This window comes from Chryseobacterium sp. II3a (genome assembly GCF_057815135.1).
On the sequence record NZ_JBYPZJ010000001.1, the window covers coordinates 560,538 to 579,051 of the forward strand.

At 35.9% G+C, this 18,514-nt stretch carries 20 protein-coding genes; 11 read left to right on the forward strand and 9 right to left on the reverse strand.

Going from position 1 to position 18,514, the window contains the following annotated elements:
- Window positions 1-181: 181 nt before the first annotated feature.
- Complete coding sequence (locus AC3HD6_RS02550) at window positions 182-562, reverse strand: winged helix-turn-helix transcriptional regulator (protein WP_488894920.1); 381 nt, start codon at window positions 560-562, stop codon at window positions 182-184.
- Between the two features lie 91 nt (window positions 563-653).
- Between AC3HD6_RS02550 and AC3HD6_RS02555 the strand changes: the two genes are divergently transcribed.
- On the forward strand, window positions 654-1,184 hold the full coding sequence (locus AC3HD6_RS02555) for an NAD(P)H-dependent oxidoreductase (protein ID WP_488894921.1): 531 nt from the start codon (window positions 654-656) through the stop codon (window positions 1,182-1,184).
- Window positions 1,185-1,198: 14 nt separating this feature from the next.
- Here the strand turns inward: AC3HD6_RS02555 and AC3HD6_RS02560 are convergent, their stop codons facing one another.
- From AC3HD6_RS02560 to AC3HD6_RS02575, 4 genes are all read right to left on the reverse strand, one after another.
- On the reverse strand, window positions 1,199-1,426 hold the full coding sequence (locus AC3HD6_RS02560; RefSeq protein WP_488894922.1) for a hypothetical protein: 228 nt from the start codon (window positions 1,424-1,426) through the stop codon (window positions 1,199-1,201).
- A gap of 2 nt (window positions 1,427-1,428) precedes the next feature.
- A complete protein-coding gene (locus tag AC3HD6_RS02565; protein WP_488894923.1) occupies window positions 1,429-1,926 on the reverse strand; it encodes a DUF2199 domain-containing protein in 498 nt (165 codons plus the stop codon).
- 38 nt (window positions 1,927-1,964) lie between these two features.
- The gene (locus AC3HD6_RS02570; protein ID WP_488894924.1) at window positions 1,965-3,551 is read right to left on the reverse strand and encodes a patatin-like phospholipase family protein; all 1,587 of its coding nucleotides are present in this window, start codon (window positions 3,549-3,551) and stop codon (window positions 1,965-1,967) included.
- A gap of 235 nt (window positions 3,552-3,786) precedes the next feature.
- Entirely contained in the window at window positions 3,787-4,686 is a 900-nt protein-coding gene (locus AC3HD6_RS02575) for a magnesium transporter CorA family protein (RefSeq protein WP_123910743.1), read from the reverse strand.
- Window positions 4,687-4,759: 73 nt separating this feature from the next.
- Between AC3HD6_RS02575 and AC3HD6_RS02580 the strand changes: the two genes are divergently transcribed.
- The gene (locus tag AC3HD6_RS02580) at window positions 4,760-5,782 is read left to right on the forward strand and encodes a 3-oxoacyl-ACP synthase III family protein (RefSeq protein ID WP_488894925.1); all 1,023 of its coding nucleotides are present in this window, start codon (window positions 4,760-4,762) and stop codon (window positions 5,780-5,782) included.
- A gap of 360 nt (window positions 5,783-6,142) precedes the next feature.
- A complete protein-coding gene (locus tag AC3HD6_RS02585) occupies window positions 6,143-6,838 on the forward strand; it encodes a hypothetical protein (RefSeq protein WP_488894926.1) in 696 nt (231 codons plus the stop codon).
- A 65-nt stretch (window positions 6,839-6,903) separates the two neighbouring features.
- On the opposite strand, the gene AC3HD6_RS02590 is transcribed toward AC3HD6_RS02585, so the two are convergent.
- Window positions 6,904-8,064 carry a thioredoxin family protein gene (locus AC3HD6_RS02590; RefSeq protein ID WP_488894927.1) on the reverse strand — a complete coding sequence of 387 codons (1,161 nt, stop codon included), beginning with the start codon at window positions 8,062-8,064 and terminating at the stop codon, window positions 6,904-6,906.
- A gap of 294 nt (window positions 8,065-8,358) precedes the next feature.
- On the opposite strand from AC3HD6_RS02590, the gene AC3HD6_RS02595 reads away from it, so the two are divergent.
- Complete coding sequence (locus AC3HD6_RS02595; RefSeq protein WP_488894928.1) at window positions 8,359-9,981, forward strand: tetratricopeptide repeat protein; 1,623 nt, start codon at window positions 8,359-8,361, stop codon at window positions 9,979-9,981.
- A 390-nt stretch (window positions 9,982-10,371) separates the two neighbouring features.
- Here the strand turns inward: AC3HD6_RS02595 and AC3HD6_RS02600 are convergent, their stop codons facing one another.
- The 3 genes from AC3HD6_RS02600 to pruA all read right to left on the reverse strand — a co-directional run bounded on the left by AC3HD6_RS02600 (window position 10,372) and on the right by pruA (window position 13,098).
- Window positions 10,372-10,581, reverse strand: a complete 210-nt coding sequence (locus AC3HD6_RS02600; protein WP_488894929.1) for a hypothetical protein — start codon at window positions 10,579-10,581, stop codon at window positions 10,372-10,374.
- Between the two features lie 372 nt (window positions 10,582-10,953).
- Complete coding sequence (locus AC3HD6_RS02605) at window positions 10,954-11,163, reverse strand: cytochrome C551 (protein ID WP_082811258.1); 210 nt, start codon at window positions 11,161-11,163, stop codon at window positions 10,954-10,956.
- Window positions 11,164-11,472: 309 nt separating this feature from the next.
- Window positions 11,473-13,098: an L-glutamate gamma-semialdehyde dehydrogenase gene (gene pruA / locus AC3HD6_RS02610; protein ID WP_488894930.1), complete on the reverse strand. Its 1,626-nt coding sequence runs from the start codon at window positions 13,096-13,098 to the stop codon at window positions 11,473-11,475.
- 412 nt (window positions 13,099-13,510) lie between these two features.
- Here pruA and AC3HD6_RS02615 point away from each other — a divergent pair, with 412 nt between their 5' ends.
- The 7 genes from AC3HD6_RS02615 to AC3HD6_RS02645 all read left to right on the forward strand — a co-directional run bounded on the left by AC3HD6_RS02615 (window position 13,511) and on the right by AC3HD6_RS02645 (window position 18,476).
- Window positions 13,511-13,876, forward strand: coding sequence for a hypothetical protein (locus tag AC3HD6_RS02615; RefSeq protein WP_488894931.1), 366 nt, complete (start codon window positions 13,511-13,513; stop codon window positions 13,874-13,876).
- 156 nt (window positions 13,877-14,032) lie between these two features.
- Window positions 14,033-14,335, forward strand: a complete 303-nt coding sequence (gene ureA, locus AC3HD6_RS02620; protein WP_002977652.1) for an urease subunit gamma — start codon at window positions 14,033-14,035, stop codon at window positions 14,333-14,335.
- A 12-nt stretch (window positions 14,336-14,347) separates the two neighbouring features.
- On the forward strand, window positions 14,348-14,716 hold the full coding sequence (gene ureB, locus AC3HD6_RS02625) for an urease subunit beta (RefSeq protein ID WP_066691888.1): 369 nt from the start codon (window positions 14,348-14,350) through the stop codon (window positions 14,714-14,716).
- Between the two features lies 1 nt (window position 14,717).
- On the forward strand, window positions 14,718-16,439 hold the full coding sequence (gene ureC / locus AC3HD6_RS02630) for an urease subunit alpha (protein WP_488894932.1): 1,722 nt from the start codon (window positions 14,718-14,720) through the stop codon (window positions 16,437-16,439).
- 196 nt (window positions 16,440-16,635) lie between these two features.
- Window positions 16,636-17,286 (forward strand): hypothetical protein, encoded by a 651-nt coding sequence (locus AC3HD6_RS02635; RefSeq protein ID WP_488894933.1) that lies wholly within the window; start codon window positions 16,636-16,638, stop codon window positions 17,284-17,286.
- Window positions 17,276-17,785, forward strand: coding sequence for an urease accessory protein UreE (gene ureE / locus AC3HD6_RS02640; RefSeq protein WP_488894934.1), 510 nt, complete (start codon window positions 17,276-17,278; stop codon window positions 17,783-17,785). The genes AC3HD6_RS02635 and ureE overlap by 11 nt, the downstream gene beginning before the upstream one ends.
- Window position 17,786: 1 nt before the next feature.
- Complete coding sequence (locus tag AC3HD6_RS02645; protein WP_488894935.1) at window positions 17,787-18,476, forward strand: urease accessory protein UreF; 690 nt, start codon at window positions 17,787-17,789, stop codon at window positions 18,474-18,476.
- Window positions 18,477-18,514 lie beyond the last annotated feature (38 nt).

Consider the following 18,514-nt stretch of genomic DNA (forward strand, 5'->3'; position numbering starts at 1 on the left):
AAAAGAACTAACCACTTAAGTAATTTGAAGGGAGAAGTTTCGCGTATAATAAGTTCACATAAGACGAAAATCAAAGATTTTCAAAAACTTAAGTGAACTTTATGCAGTATTATTATAAACTTTCTAATGTGAACTAAAGTGTTTAAGTATAAAGCTTTTGTGACTTTTGTGGTTTAAAATATCATTCCTTGTGGTAGATTTCTTTTTTTATTAATTCTTTGTGTTCTATTCCCCATTTTTCGAATTCAAGAATAATAGGTTTTAGCTTATAACCAATCTCGGTTAATTCATATTCTACTCTTGGCGGAACTTCAGCATAAACAGTTCTTGTGATGATTTTATCTTCTTCCAGCCTTCGAAGTTGGAGGGTAAGCATACGCTCTGTAATGTTTTGAAGACATTTCTTCAATTCACCAAATCTCATCTTACCATTAATGAGATAGCAGCAGATAGCCAATGCCCATTGCCCACCGACGATATTTGATGCATAAATCTCAGGACATTCGTCTGCAAGAGCCTTTTTATTGGCAAAATTGGTTGAGGTTTCTTTTATTTTAGTCATTCCTTACATTTTTTATAGTACCCTACAATTGGATGCTAATGTACAAAATGTAGGTAACGTGTCGTAATTTTGCTGTAGAAATTTAAACATAATGAAGACTTTAGTAATTGTCACACATCCTGAAATTGAAAAATCTGTTATCAATAAAAGATGGATTGAAGAATTAAAAAAATATCCTGAAAAATACACTGTTCATCAATTATATGAAGCTTATCCTGATGGTAAAATTAATGTAGGCAAAGAGCAGGAGCTTATGGAATCTCATAATACTATTGTATTTCAGTTTCCATTTTACTGGTTCAGCAGTCCACCACTTCTGAAGCAATGGTTGGATGAGGTTATTTTGTACGGTTGGGCCTACGGAAGTAACAGCGGCTATAAGTTGGCGGAGAAAAAAATGACGTTGGCTGTTACGGCCGGAATTGATGAAGATGCTTATACATCGGCAGGGATATATAAATATACAATGAAGGAACTTTTCAGACCTTATGAACTGACTTTTGATTATATTAAAGCACAATATGAAGAACCTTTTGTGTATTATGGGATAGAACGTAATCCTTCGGATGAGTGGATAGAAAAGAGTGTTCCTATGTATCTTGATTTTTTAAATAACTTATAAAAAATAATAGGAATCTATTTGGTGATCTTTTTCATGTAGATTCCTATTCCTAATACAGTTAAAAATACTCCTATAATTAAAAAGGGAAGCCATAGCACAAAAGAGACTTCACTGAGTTTGATTATAAATACCTGATAGCTTCCTCTTGCAGTAAACATTCCTATAGATAGTAAAAACATAATGATGGAAAGGGAAATCATTGAAAGTCCTATCAGGAAAATGTATTTATTAGCCTTATTCATATTTAACTATTTAAAACCCTGTTAATTCTTTTTTCAGCCTCTTCTTTCGTAATTCCATTATAAAAATCATGAACGAAAGGATGGTCATAGCTTTGATGTGGGAAAACAAACGGACGCCCAATGGTATTGTCTACCACGACTGTGGTAGGAATGCTTTCTGGGAAGTCGTAATCGGGAAGATAAGTATTAAGCCATCCGAAATATTCAGCTTTGAATTCTTTATTATCGTAATTTTCGACGTATTCAGTATAGCTCTTTTCACTTAAAGAAACCCAGACTCCATATTCAAGATCCCTGCAGTCATCATTGACTTCTTGTACTAAAACAGCCCGAATGAATCTATGAGTGTCATCATTGTTTTTCACTACACATAAATCAGGGGTAAGTTCAGCATTTTCCTGTTCCTTATCAGATAAGCAAGAATAAAAATAGGGTGCATTATAAGCCAGAGCTGGCCAGTCTTCTTTTTCTTCGCCGCAACATTCACAGATATATTTCATGATAAGTTTCTTTTTGGGACTAAAATACCTAAAAATCCTTATCCCACCGTAGGCGTATCCTCTTCTTTCAGTATTTTTTTCTCTTTTATGGTAAGCATCATGCGTTCATACTTATATTTCTCCCAGTCAAATTGGTTCAGGAAATCAAGGGCTGCCCGAAAGCCTCTGTTGAAAAGATCCTCTTTCTCTTCCCTTTTCATAAAAAAATTGAGCCAGCTGCTGGTTCCACAATTAACGGTTTGTATACTGTACAGGCGGTAGAAACTATGTTTGGTAAGAAAAACTTTATCATTAAAACCCTGTAAAGTACTGATGATATTTCCGGCATAACTGAAAGGAGTTTTGAGAATTTCCTCACTCGTTTTTCCTCTTTCAGAAAGAAGATCAGAATCGCTCGTGAGCTGCACTCCAAAAAGAGGCATCCTTGGATAAAAAACTTCATCTGCATGAAACAGATCAATAGGGAAATTGGAAATACTCCCGCCATCAATAAAAACTCCGACAGGATTAATATCTTGCTGTTTCGTATTCATCCAGAATTTCCAGGCATATTTTACAGAACTGTCATCCTTGTTGATTCTCTTCTGAAAAGGCTCAAAGAAAAAAGGAACAGACATGGATGCTCTAACAAACTCTGCTGGGCTGATGTGCTTCAGCTCCTCTTCAGACCAGTATAAATTGGCCATTGTAGGAAGCTCTACCTTTATTTTGGCATTGATATCTGTAGTAATTACTACATATTCAGATCGAAGAAGGTAAAAAGGATTGTTTTTATAATAGTCATTATTTACAGCACTATCGTAGAAGATCTTGTACCTGGTCTGATCGATATGTTCCAGATTTTTATCCTTGATTTTTTCAATACCGGCTAAAGTGATATTATAATATTCCTGTCCATTTCCATAGCGGTAGTTGAGGTTGAGGCCGTATTCCTTTTGTATAAACTTCTCATTAAGATTGGCTACTGTTTTAATCCCAAAATTCTCCAAAGCCGTTTTCATGGTATTCTGGAAAATAATCCCTGGATTAAGCCCGCTATTTTCCTTCCTGAAGTTGTTGTATAATTTTTTGATACAGAAAAAAAGAATGATTGCCGGAATCAGAGGAATTAAAAACATCAGTTTGGCATTCAGGATACTTCCGGAAGGAGCTGCAAAAGGAATACTCACAAGAATAATGAATAAAATAGCGGCAATAACCGCATTGATCTTGAAGAAATTCTTATTGTTCAGCATGGCATGGAGGGTTGTTTTTACATACGTTTTTCCATCCATAAAATCAGCAAAATCCCAGCTGAAAAGAATCTCTTTGATAAGCTCACTTTTAGGTTCTTCCTTGGTCTTACAGGCTGCAATAAGCATAGTATTAATAGCGCCGGCACTGGTTCCTGCAACTTTCAGAAAACGAATCCCAAAGATCTCCAATCCATAAAGATAACCTACCAATGCACTTCCCCAGACTCCGCCGCCTTCCTGTACAAATTCTATATACTGATTGCCTTCCGCGTCCAGAAGATCAGAAAATTCTTTAGCAGAAATATTCTCATGCAAAGCAATAAGTTTATCCTTAGAAGCTTGTGAAAGAGAGTCATCCTGTAGAATTTTATTAAGATCTTCAGTTTTCATGGTCTCTGATTTTCTGTTTATAATATTTTGTTTTGGTTATTGCAAACCATAAGGCAAGCATTCTCTAAATTACTATTTATTTGGAAATAATAGGATTGTTTTATCGTAAAGATTGATAATGTATTGGGTTTATTACAAAGTTAAAATCAAATATTCCCATCAGGATATGACTGGATTAATCAAGCAAGTTTCCATAATCATCTGCGTAATCTGTGATATCTGCGAGAAAAATAAATTACCACTGTCTGCGCCTCACATAGATAAATGTACTGATAACCACCAGAGCCATACCGCCTAATGTAAAATAATAGCCATATTTATGATGAAGCTCAGGCATATTATCAAAATTCATCCCATAGACTCCTGCAATAAAGGTTATCGGTAAGAAATAAACTGAATAAATGGCCAAAACTTTCATTACCTGGTTGGCTTTCTGATCCGAAAGGGCCAGAAACATTGAAATAAGGTTGGTGATTTGTATATTTAAATGGTCAAAATCGGCGACTACATCCTTATGTTTATCCTTTAAATCTACAATTTCAGAATCCTGAAGGTTTAATAATTTAAACTTGTCGATGGCATCCGTGGAAATAACTAAAACACGAGAATTGAGCCCGGATTTTCTTTTAAGTTTATACAGTCTTCTGATTTGGCTGGTATGATTGGTGTTTTTAAGGAAAATCTCATTTTCAATATTATCCATCGTTTCCAATAAGCTTATCGATTCATCATCAAAGCTTTTCATAATCAATATGGCGATCATTAAAGCTACTTTCTGAGGAGTTACTTCTTCCTGAGTAAGTGTTAGCTTTTTTTTCGTTTCAGAAATGCTTCTGGTTTTCATTCTGTGGATGGTGATGATGGTTTTATCCAGAATGAAAATAGCAATTTTTGTACTGATATCACTGATCGTATTCAGGTTTTTTCTTTCCAGCTCTGTACTTTCACGGAGAAGAAAAAACTTTACATTCCCGTCTTCTTCATATTTGGGGAGGTGATTGGGGTCTATGGTGTCTTCCAGAAGAAGGTTATTGATTTCGTATCGTTCATGAAGGAATTTCAGGTCTTCCGCAGTAGGAGCCTCTACATCTACCCATTCACAGTGGGTACTTCTGTATATTGTATCAATTGGCATAAAGTAAAAATACTAATATTTTGAAATACTATGTTTTAAATAAGTTTATCTTTGCCAAAATTATTAAAACTATATGATTAAAAGTACAATAAAAGGTGTGGGATTTTATGTTCCAGATAACGTTGTTACAAATGATGATTTAGCCAAACTAATGACAACCAATGATGAATGGATTACGGAAAGAACAGGCATCAAGGAACGAAGACACAGAAAAAACAGAAATGATTCTCAGGAAACAGCTGCTTACTTAGGATTCAAAGCATCAGAAAAAGCCATTGAAAAAGCTGGTTTAACAGCTAAAGATATTGATTATATTGTTTTTGCAACCCTTTCACCGGATTATTATTTTCCAGGATGTGGAGTTTTACTTCAGGAAATGCTGGGATGTGATACCATCGGAGCATTAGACGTAAGAAATCAGTGTTCAGGATTTGTATATTCTATGAGTGTTGCCAATGCTTTTATCAAGTTAGGAACCTATAAAAATATCCTAGTGGTAGGGGCAGAAGTTCATTCTTTCGGATTAGATTTTTCTGATGAAGGAAGAGGGGTTTCTGTTATTTTCGGAGATGGTGCAGGAGCCATAGTGCTTTCAGCAACAGAAGACGAAAATGCAGGAGATGTGTTGGCCGTAAATATGCATTCTGAAGGAAAATATGCAGATGAACTATGTACACAGTTCCCAGGTTCTAAGTTCGGATGGAGCGACAGAATGAGAAAAGAACCGGAAAATGTGACCAATAAAGAAGTATATCCTATCATGAACGGAAACTTTGTATTCAAACATGCGGTAACAAGATTCCCGGAAACAATGATGGAAGCTTTAAATAAGGCTGGAAAAACAGTAGAAGACCTTGATATGTTTATTCCTCACCAGGCTAATCTTAGAATTGCTCAGTTTGTTCAGCAAAAATTTGGATTACCGGATGAGAAAATCTTCAACAACATTCAGAAATACGGAAACACAACAGCTGCTTCTATACCAATTGCTTTAAGCGAAGCTATTGAACAAGGAAAAATTAAAAGGGGAGATCTAGTTCTTCTTTCTGCTTTTGGAAGCGGATTCACTTGGGGAAGTGTTCTTTTTGAATATTAATGACGAAAGAGTCAAAATATGAATAAAACCAAGTAAGTAAATAGTGTAACGCCTCAATAGCAAATTTTAGCTGTTTGATGAAAATAAGAACATATCTTATATTCACTGATTTCAAAGTTGAAGGAGTAATCCATTTATTTTTCGCGTCAAATTAAATATTTTAGGTTAGTAGAAAAAGAACCTATACATTATGATAAAAGTAAAAAACCGTAGATTTTTTCTGCGGTTTTTTTATGTGTAATTTTTTTGATTAATAAGCGTTTATTTTTAATTTTTTTTTTCACATATATTAGATATATTGATTACTTTATTCTAATTAGTACGTATATTTGATTTGAAAACAAAAAAATTTATTACCAGATGAAAAACCTATTTTCTACATTGTTTGCTTTAGGTTCAATTGTTCTTAATGCGCAGGTTGGTGTTGGAACGCCAACGCCTCAAAAAACGCTTCACGTCAATGGCTCATTACAGGTTGTTAATGAACTCAATATAGGAGGTAATGCCAATACTGCAGGATCTGCAGGTGTTTCCGGACAAATTTTAACGTCCGGAGGTGTGGGGGCACCTCCTTCATGGCAAACCCTGAATACTATATCAGGAACCATTAATAATGCATATTATGTACAAGGTACCACTGCTGCAACAGCCACACAGGGACAAACGATTGATGTTCCTGGTGTCACAATAACTTTGGTTGTTCCGGTAGGAAGAACTCAAACTTTTTTATTTACGATTTTAGGATATGAAACACTAACAGATGGCAATACAAGCCAAGGTGTTTTTTCTCTTTTGCAAAATGGGGTGAAAATTTCCTCAGCCTTTGCTTCTAAAGCGGGAAATTTTCCGGGAGGAGTAGTCTTACAGAGTATGCCTGTTCCTGTAACCTTTTTGAAATCAGTAACTCTTTCTGCAGGAACCTATACTTTTAAAGTTCAATATAGTGCCTGGAGTGGTAGTGCTACCGTTAATTTTGTTCCTTCTGCTTACGCGGGATATAACGGGGATGTTGAAGCTATGCTTACTAAAATGCAAATCTTAGTATATAATAATTAAATGAAAGCAATAAAAAACCACAGGAGAAATTTCTCCCGTGGTTTTTATCTTTTATATTCTAATCACTAAAGACTTTTCAATAATTTTTCAGTGTCTGTTGAATCCTGGCCTTCATTTTTCGCCAGTTCAATAGCTTTTTCAGCCCACAATTTTGCATTTTTCTTATCACCAATCTTATGATATAGGTTTGCCAGGGTATCTGTATTGGCAAAACTTTGGTCTTTCTTTACAGATTCCTGTGCCCAGACTACAGCTTTCTCTAGGGATGCTTTATTACTTACATTTTCAAAAAAATTCCATGCTGCTGAATTCAGTTCATTAGAACCTGCTTTGGAGTAATCTTGATATACTTCTAGGGTAAGTTTCTCATAAAGAGCGACGTCTTTATTTTTTAAAGCTCTGCTGGCTTTTAGTTTTTTTAATAATCTCTCTGCATTGTCTTTGCTTACCAATTTCTGAGCCTCTGTAATGAAGTACTGATCATCCCAGGTCTTTGTATCCGGGTTATAAGCCTTTTTAGTAATGGTGCTCATTTGGAAGTTCTGATTGAATTTTTCATATCTATCATCAGGGAAAAGTTTTGAAATCTCTGATTTCTTGGTCTGAAAGATCTTATATAAAGGACTTTCGGTAGTCTGTATCCCTGAAATAAGCAATTGAGCATCCTCTTGGTCCATCGTTGGCTTCACTTGGAAATAACGGCTCAGGACTTTTTCCGCAAATTCAGCATCATTATAAATAGTAAGCTCTGCCAGGTTTTTTAGAAATACTGGATCCTTTTCTCCTTTTTCAAATTGTTGCTTTAAAGATGTCAATCTTTTGCTCGGATCTCCAGCATCCATTGCAAACTGAATAAAGTCTTTTTCTTCTACATATCCCAATGTTCTGTGTATAGCTTCACCATTCCCATCTATAAATAAATAGGTAGGGAATGCTTTTACATTATATTTTTTGGCAAGTTCTACCCCTTCTCCTTTTTCCATATCAATTTTAGCATTGATAAAGTGGGTATTATAATAATCACCTACAGCTTTCAGAGGAAAAATATTTTTTACCATCAACTTACATGGTCCACACCATGATGCGTAGGCATCTACAAAGATCAGTTTATTTTCTTTTTTAGCTTTGGCAAGGATAGAGGCAAAATTGCCGTCCTCAAATTTAATGCCTTGTGCCCAGGCTAATGCACCTATAAATAGAGTAGAAAGTATTGCTATCTTTTTCATAAAAAACGTTTTGTTTCCTGCAAATGTAATAAATATGATGACATTTAAGTTGTTCACATTGAAAATAATTATTGAAGAACTTTATTTTTAATACAGATATAGGCTTATATGAAAGAAAACCATCCATTGTTTTGGACTAATTATTAAAATTAATGTAAATGCTTATTTTAGTTAAATGATTAAATTTCAATAGAATATTTTAATAAAAAGTAAAATATTACTAATTTTGTAAAAAACAAAAAGACACCCGTGAGAAAATGATGAGTTATTATAAAAATAATAATTTGTTTTTTTATGTCTAATAATCTATTGAAACTTCTGCTCTTGCTGGTCACAGCAATCTCCATATCTGCCCAGAAAAAGAACAACTTCGATCAAGCGTGCGAAAGAGCTTCTTCTATCACTGCCTATAAAGATTTACCGAAGGCCATTAAAACAGCCGATTCTCTTTATAGGGTTGCTCATCAGCCATTAGAAAAAGTAAAAAGTTTGATGCTGTCCTCAGAGCTTTATCATCATGGAGGCGATCTTAAAAAAGCAATATGCTATAGTGAAAATGCCCACTCATTAATTGAACAGGCCCATGATACAGAATGGATGGCCCGCGTATGCAAATTATTAGCGAGACAATATAGACAGGTAGGGTTATACGAAAGAGCTAAAAAATATATTATTAAAGGGCTGGGAGCTTCCCGAGAAATTTCCAATTTCCAAAACAGTAATGAAGTTGAAGGCCTTCTGAATCAAGAAATGGCCTTTTATGAAATGGAGGTTGGAAACTATGTAAATGCAATACAATACATAGAGTTTTCCTTAAAGAATTTTGGAAAAATAGAAAGCCGGAATGAAGATAGGACCGAAGCAGCTTCTTATCAGCTGCTGGGAGATGTTTATTTTAAACTTAATGATTATGCTGTTTCTGAAAACTATTATAGGAAAGCAGAAGATTTGCTTAAGGCTGGAAGCTGTACCCTTGGATTAGTTTATAATGGGCTGGGAGGAATTCGGGTAAAGCAGAAGAATTGGAAAGATGCGGAACTATATCTTAAAAAGGCTGAAAAAATTGCTGATACTTCCCGAAGTTTGAAGCTTAAAAAAGCTGTTTATTCTAATATCAATGATTATTATGAAGGTATAGGAGACAATTTCAAAGCATCTTTATATGCTGTAAAGTATGTAAGGGCTTATGACAGTATTGCAGTCCGTAATCAAGAATTCTCAGGAAAGAGTAAAGAAGTAGCGAAAACCAATAAAGGAAACGGGCAAATGAATGTGGCTAAAAATGCAGCCATTATCATATTGTTTGTTTCATTGGTAGGTTTAATCATCTTTTTCAGAACAAGACAAAAAAGACAGTTTACAAAGCTGAGAAATATTATAAGAACCCAAATGAGTGTTACAAACAGTTATAAGGGATCTTTACTAAGACAGCCTGTAAATTCTGAATTTTCCAATATATCCGTAGAAGAAATAGATGAAAAAGATTCTGAAGCAGATCGAAAGAGGAATGATTCTCTCATGACTTCCGAAACCGAAACTAAACTGCTTGAACTTCTTGATGAGTTTGAAAAAGGTGATCTTTATAACAATAAAGGAATGTCACTTTCATTTTTAGCCGGAGAGCTTAATACCAATACCAAATATCTTTCTTATGTAATTAATCAGCACAAGAATGCAGATTTCAAGACTTATATCAATAGATTAAGAATCAACTATATTGTAGATAAACTTATCAATGATGACAAGTACAGGCAATATAAAATCAGTATCCTGGCTGATGAGTGTGGCTTTTCTTCGCATAGTAAATTCGCAGCAGTATTTAAGGCGGTTACAGACTTTTCACCATCAGCGTATATTAAACATCTTGATGCTGAAAATCAGTTAGATAAAAATGTTCATTTTCGCGAAAACGATTAAAAACAAATAGCGTTCTATATTGTGTCTTACCATTTTCGCGAAAATGGATAACCTATTGTTTTTTGTAAGACTCCTGCAATCCTATCTTTGCGACAATGTTATGGGAATGATTACAATCATATTACACTTTATCTATTTTATTTTTGAAACCATTGTTTTTTTACTGAAATAAATAGACACCCTACAACAAACGAAACCATGAAACTTCAGATATGGAACACGTGTATATTTCGTTTTTGATGAAATTGTCACGGTTCCTCTTTTTATCTGCAAAAGAAAATATTCTGATTAGAATATGATTATACAGTATAATCGGGGTTGATTGCCCGGTTTTTTTTCAGTCAAGTTTTTTTAAGTGCAAATCCACAGATATTCTGTGGATTTGCGATTTTATTTCACTTTCGTACTGTCGGTTTTTGTTTTGGAAGTATCTGGAGTTGCGGATGCAGGCTCTGAATTAGCCACAGCAGAGTCACCCATTCTGTTTCTTAAAGAGTCTTTGTTGTGAGCATCTTTAAATTCCTCTCTTTTTTCTTTGTTTTGAGCACAACTTCCAAGAAAAAGAAGCCCAAGAACTGCTCCTAGCCATAATTTTTTCATAATAATACTTTTTTGATGTTAATCAAATATAATCATTTAAGATAAAAGGTAAAAGATAAAAGGTAAAAGATAAAAGATAAAAGATAAAAGATAAAAGATAAAAGATAAAAGATAAAAGATAAAAGATAAAAGATCTTGTCATTAAACAACTATTGTGCGTTTGGCTATCAACATCAATAGGTGCAGGCTTTAGCCCGCTCAATCAATAAAATACCCAATTCTATTGGCGTTAGTCAAACGTAAAATATCCAAAACTCAAATTAAAATTTAATTTTCCTGGTTCCTGTGACCTTATCCTTCTAATTTATATATAAAAAAATCTGCAGCGCTTTCAACTGCAGATTTTCCATTTTAAATTAAACATATGTAATACTATTTGGCAGGAGGTGTTGCCATCGAATCCTTTTTTATCTTAATACTGTCCGGATTCGTCATCTTTGTAGTCATTGTGTCTGTGGTAATGGGTGATGCAGCCCGTGTATTAGCTGAATCACTATTACTGGTTGACATGGATGACTCCTTGGTTCCACAGCTCACTGCAAATAATCCTATGCCGATGGCTGTTAGCAATAACTTTTTCATACAATTTTATTTTGGGGTGTATAGATGAAAAAACAACTATTATTCCTAACAGGGGTGGGGAAGTCGTAAAATATAGGTAAAGTTTGTTAAAAGATGTTAGGTAAGTGGAGTTGGAGAGTATTAGAGCATTAGAGTAGAGAAGGCGCAGACTAAAGTGATTTCTACAATGACAATTAACCTTAAACCTTAAACTTTGAACTGTTGCACCCCCATCATCTATCATTATCTATCATTCATAAAAAAGCCCCGAAACCGAAATTCCGAGGCTATATTGAAGAACAGACAACAATGCTCATTGCCTATTACTCATTATCCTAAGTATGGATATTTGTAGTCTTTTGGAGAAACAAAAGTTTCTTTCACACTTCTTACAGATGTCCATCTAAGAAGGTTCATTTTAGAACCAGCTTTATCGTTAGTTCCTGAAGCTCTACCTCCACCGAAAGGCTGCTGACCTACTACAGCACCTGTTGGTTTGTCGTTAATGTAGAAGTTACCAGATGCATTTTCTAAAGCTTTGTAAGCTTCAGCAATGGCGTAACGGTCTTGAGAGAATACAGAACCTGTTAATGAATAAGGAGAAGAAGAATCAACTAATTTAAGAGTCTCTTTCCAGTCCGCATCTTCATAAACAAATACAGAAAGGATTGGACCGAAGATCTCTTCTACCATGCTTTCATACTGAGGGTTTGTAGTTTCAATAACCGTTGGGTGTACAAACCATCCTTTAGAATCATCACATGTTCCACCGATAGCCACGGTAGCTTCAGAAGATTCGTTAGCTCTTGTGATATATCCTTTACATTTTTCGAAAGAATTTTTATCGATTACAGCGTTTACGAAGTTGGAAGGATCTTCAGGAGAACCGATTTTAATAGTAGCCATTTGAGCTTCCATTACTTTTTTCACATCAGCCCAAAGAGACTTAGGAACATAAGCTCTTGAAGCCGCAGAACACTTTTGTCCTTGATATTCGAAAGCACCTCTTACTAAAGCTGTAGCTACTGCTTCTACATTTGCAGATGGGTGAGCAATTACGAAATCTTTACCACCAGTTTCTCCAACAATTCTTGGATATGTTCTGTAGTTGTGGATATTGTCACCGATCATTTTCCACATTCCCTGGAATACTTTTGTAGAACCAGTGAAGTGAAGACCAGCGAAATCTTTGTGAGCCAATACTTTTTCAGCAGTTTCTTTACCGTCTGTAAAAATCATGTTGATAACCCCGGCAGGAAGACCAGCCTCAATTAATACATCCATGATTACTTTTGCAGAATAAACCTGCTTATCAGAAGGTTTCCATACTACAACATTCCCTAACATGGCCATACAAGTAGGAAGGTTTCCGGAAATTGCTGTAAAGTTGAATGGAGTTACTGCAAAACAGAATCCTTCTAATGGTCTGTATTCTACTCGGTTCCAGATTCCGTTGTCAGAAACTGGCTGCTCAGAATACATTTCTGTCATGAACTCTACATTGAATCTTAAGAAATCGATGAACTCACAAGCAGAATCAATTTCAGCCTGGTGTACGTTTTTAGACTGTCCGATCATCGTAGCCGCATTGATTACATCTCTGTAAGGACCCGCCAATAAATCAGCTGCCTTTAAGAAAATAGCTGCACGCTGTTCCCAACCTAATTCGTTCCATGCTTCTTTAGCTGCCAATGCCGCGTTGATCGCGTCATCCACATGCTGCATACCACCTTGGTAATAGAATCCGAAGTCGTGAGCGTGATCCTGAGGAGACTGAAGCTGTACTTTATTATCAGTTTTTACTTCCTTTCCATTGATGATCATTGGAACTTCTACCTTTTCAGCCCACATTTTTTTATAAGTGTTGATAAGGCTTTTTACTTCCGGAGATCCCGGTTCATAAGAATTTACCGGTTCGTTTACCGCTAATGGTACTTGCGAAATTGCTTTTGACATATTACGTTTTATTATTTTTTATTAAATTTAATAAGTATGTTGTATACAAATTTACGATAATTATAAGGAAAGAAAAAAATCCCGCCTGTTTTTGTGGAATAAACTTTATGTGCCGATAATCATTACTATATAACACTTTTTAGGAGACAGATTTTAAAAATATTTAATGTATTTATTTAATTCTTTATATAGAAGAAAAAGATGGGAGCATTGGTGGTCATTATCAGAATTGAGACAATAAAATATTTGTCATAGTTCATAAAGGGGCTTGAGGTGTTGTAAATAAGGCATTTATAAAGAAATGTTAAATTTAGATAAAATTGCATTTGTTGCGATTTTGAACATTTTAAATAATTTTTTTGATAGCCTGTCTTTTAAGATTACTCTAATTTTACACCATTATTAATCAGGTATGAAAAAAAGAGTCATATTCTTCTCTTTTGTATTGTTTTTCTCAGCTTTATGTGCAGGTCTTTTGGCACATAAAGGGAAAACTGAACCGTACTCTGATCTCTTATCAAAAATTCATCTTCTTCAGCAAAAATCGGATCAGCAGACCCAGCCTGAAATGTACAGTTTTTCAGATGCACAGGATGTACAGGATTCCAATGACTGGGAGAAAGTGAAATTTGATTATTCAGTACTTGCTCAGCAATGGCTTCACTATTTCTTTGCCAAGTATACTTTTAACACTTCGGTTGCGGCCGTTCAAAACCGTGTTTATATTACAGCACCAAGGTACATTCTGTATCATGCCCTGCAGATAGCGGGCTGCTAATCTCGTTTTTACAATTTTTAATGATTCGTTATGGTTTGTATTCTATAATACAGATTCATAAGTGTCATTTTCACTTTTTAGATTCTTGACTCTATCTATTTGCCTTTTCAGAAAGGTGAACAGGATATCGTTTGTTCAATTTTAAATAAAAATACTATGCACTTAACACCGAGAGAAACGGAAAAGCTTATGCTATTTCTGGCAGGAGAACTCGCCCTAAAAAGAAAGGCAAGAGGCCTTAAATTAAACTATCCAGAATCCATTGCACTCATCAGTCACTTTTTACTTGAAGGGGCAAGAGATGGAAAAAAAGTAGCTGAACTCATGCAGGAAGGTGCCAATCTTTTGACTAAAGAAGATGTAATGCCCGGCGTGGCAGAGATGATCCACGATGTTCAGATTGAAGCTACATTCCCTGATGGAACGAAGCTGGTAACCGTACACAACCCAATCCGTTAATCCTATTTGATTATGATACCAGGAGAAATTTTTGTAAAAGAAGGTACAATTATCTGCAATGAAGGCAGAGAAACTGTCAAAATAAAAGTAACCAATACAGGAGACCGTCCTATTCAGGTAGGTTCACACTTCCACTTTTTCGAAGTGAACAAGGCAATGAGCTTTGATCGTGAAAAAGCTTTCGGAAAGAGATTGAATATTGTAGCAAGTACTGCAGTACGTTTTGAACCGGGAGAAGAAAAAGAAGTGGAATTGGTAGAAATAGGAGGAACTAAAAAAGCAATGGGCTTCAATAATCTTGTTGACGGACAGGTAGATTCTGAAGATCAGAAAAAAGCAAGCCTTGCAAAAGTTGAAGAGTTAAACTTTAAAAATCAGTAAGATGAGCTTAAACGTAGATAGAAAACAATACGCCAATATATTAGGTCCTACAGCTGGAGACAAAATCAGACTTGGAGACACTGAAATTATCATTGAAATCGAAAAAGATTTCACGCATTACGGAGACGAAGCTGTTTTCGGAGGTGGAAAAACCGTACGTGATGGTATGGGACAAAATGTTACAGCCAAAAGAGATGAAGGAGTTCTTGACCTTTGTATCACAGGTGCTGTAATCATTGATCACTGGGGAATTGTAAAAGGTGATATCGGTATTAAAGACGGGAAAATCGTAGGAATCGGTAAAGCAGGTAACCCTGATACCATGGATGGAGTATCTCCAAACATGATCATTGGAGCTTCTACTGAAGTTCACGGTGGAAAAGGATATATCGTAACTGCCGGAGGTATTGATACTCACATTCATTACATCTGTCCACAACAAATTGAAACTTCTCTATATAGTGGTATCACTACAATGATCGGAGGAGGAACAGGTCCTAATGATGGAACGAATGCTACAACAGTAACTCCAGGGAAATTCAATATGCAGAAAATGCTTGAAGCAGCAGAAGAATATCCAATGAACTTAGGGTTCTTCGGAAAAGGAAACTGTTCTGCAGAAGAGCCTATTGAAGAGCAGGTGGAAGCAGGTGCTTTAGGAGTAAAAATCCATGAAGACTGGGGAGCAACGCCAGCAACGATTGATGCGGCTTTAAAAGTAGCAGATAAATATGACGTTCAGGTTGCAATCCACACCGATACTTTAAATGAAGGTGGTTTCCTAGAAGATACAATGAGAGCGATCAATGGAAGAGTAATCCACACATTCCACACGGAAGGAGCAGGTGGAGGTCACGCGCCGGACATCATCAAAGCAGCGATGTATCCAAATGTATTACCGGCTTCTACCAACCCTACACGTCCTTATACCATCAATACAATCGATGAGCACTTAGATATGCTGATGGTTTGCCACCACTTGAGCAAAAATATCCCTGAAGATGTAGCATTTGCAGATTCCCGTATCCGTCCTGAAACCATTGCAGCAGAAGATATTCTTCACGATATGGGAGTTTTCAGTATCATGAGTTCAGACTCTCAGGCAATGGGTAGACCAGGTGAGGTGATTACAAGAACCTGGCAGACTGCAAGCAAAATGAAGGAGCAGAGAGGTGATTTAGCTGAAGATAAAGATAGCGGAAACGATAATTATCGTGCAAAAAGATATGTTGCTAAATATACAATCAACCCAGCCATTGCGCATGGTATTTCAGAATATGTAGGATCTCTTGAAGAAGGGAAATTAGCAGATTTAGTAATCTGGAAACCAGCATTATTCGGAGTTAAACCTGAAATGATTGTAAAAGGAGGATTTGTAATTGCAGCTAAAATGGGAGATCCTAACGCTTCTATTCCAACACCACAGCCGATTATCTACAGAAATATGTTTGGGGCTCATGGAAAAGCAAAATATGGAATTTGCGCCAATTTCGTTTCTCAAATCTCTATTGATAATGGAACAATCGCTTCTTATGGATTAGAAAAAATGATCCTCCCAGTGAAAAACTGTAGAAATATTGGTAAAAAAGACCTTATTCATAACGATAAGACTCCTTTAATTGAAGTGAATCCTGAAAATTATAAAGTAACGGTTGATGGTGAGTACATCACTTGCGAACCGGCTGAGAAACTTCCTTTAACACAGTTGTATTACTTGTTCTAAGATCAACTTTAAAGCAGAGTGTCTGAAAATTAAAAAGATTTGGCTTTTGTCATTCTGAATGAAATGAAATGTAGTGAAGAATCTCAATGGGATTATCAAAGAGATTCTTCCTTCGTCAGAATGACATTTCCAGGCACTCCCTTTATTTAAAATTGATCACCATAGAATGAAAAACAATTATAGAACTACGTTTAGAATGAAATATTTAAATAAAACAGTTTTTTCTCTTGCCGTAGCCGGAATGTCTTTACTTTCTGGTAATGTGAGCGCACAGTTTTTGGGAGGACACAGGCTGAAGAGTGATGAAGACGGACCAAAAGGTCAATTTATGATGTATGGTTCATTAGATTACTCTAAGGTTACAACGCCTACAAATAGTAGCAGTACCGTTTCCAGTGCGCCTCTTGGAGTAGGATATTTTATCAATAATAATGACCTTGTTGGGGTTAATTATGCTTACTCTCAAAACTCTGTAAATCATAATGTTGTCTATAAACAAAATGAAGCCGGAATTTGGTACAGCCCATCAGTAATGCTTGGAAAATACTTTGTATTGATCGGGCAAATAGATGCTCATTATGTTTGGGGACAACAACAGGCCGTAACAGGTGATGCGATGCAGAATTTTAACGGATTTCGCCTTCGCGCTTATCCTTTGATTGGAATCCTATTAGGTGGAGGCTGGGCCCTGAAATTCAAATTTGCAGAACTTTCAATGCTTCAGACTAAAACTAAAGAAGAAGGCTGGACAAAGAGCTACGTAGCAGGACTTAGTGGTTCAACATTCGGGGTAGGCATTTCTAAAAACTTTGACTTCAGAAAAAAATCGGCTAAAGATGATAATTAATCAAACTATAGGCAATCTCACCGAAAATCCTACAGATAAGAATATCGATTATCTGGATCTGGAATGGTTTGAAACTACGAAAAGAATCCAACGCAAAAGAACCAGAAATGGGGTAGATGTTGCCATCAAATTTCTAAAAGAAGGGCAGCGTTTGCGTGAAGGAGATCTTCTTTTTGAGGATGCAGAAAAAGTAATTGCGATCAATGTACTGGAAACAGATGCGATTGTAATGGTTCCCGGATCTTTACTGGAAATGGGAACCGTATGTTATGAAATCGGAAACAAACATATTCCGCTTTTCATTCAGGATGATAAAGTGCTGCTTCCTTTTGAAATGCCCATGTTCAGATGGCTGGAAGCAAGCGGTTTTAAGCCGGAAAAACAATCCGTAAAACTGCTTAATCTTCTTAAATCAAATGTAGAACCTCACGGACACGGAAGTCTTGGCTCTACAATTTTTACCAAAATCTTAAAAATGGCCGCTCCAAAAGATGAATAATATGAATATAAACTTTTTATCAGGACTGCTTCATTTGGCAGATCCTACACTTCCTATCGGCGGCTATACCCATTCTAACGGACTTGAAACCTATGTACAGGAAAGAATCGTTCATAATGTAGAGACTGCGAAAGAGTTTGTACAGAATATGCTTCAGTATAATCTTAAATTCAATGACGGAGCTTTTGTAAAACTGGCTTATAAAGCAGCCGAAAAAGGAGATCTGCAGGCACTTTTGGATCTTGACAATGAATGTAATGCGATAAAATGCCCGAAAGAAATCCGTCAGGCTAGTCAGAAACTGGGTTTGAGGTTAATAAAAATATTTAAAAGAAGAGAAAGCTTTCCTCTGATGGAAGCATTTGAGAAAGCCATTCAAAATAAAGAAGCCAATTCTCATTACTGTATCGTTTTCGGAGTCTATGCATATTTAATGAAGATCCCTTTATATGAAGCATTACTGGGATTCTATTACACTTCTGTTGCCGGGATGATCACCAATGCAGTAAAGTTGGTTCCGCTGGGACAGCTTGACGGACAGGATATCTTATTCGCTTTATATCCTGTTATGGAAAAAACAGTTTGGGAAACCATGGAGCTGGACAGAGATATGGTAGGACTTTGTAATACGGCCTTTGACATCCGATGTATGCAGCACGAAAGATTGTATTCAAGACTTTATATGTCCTAAAAATAGATAAAGGGGTAAAATGGAAATGTCTTTGCTGA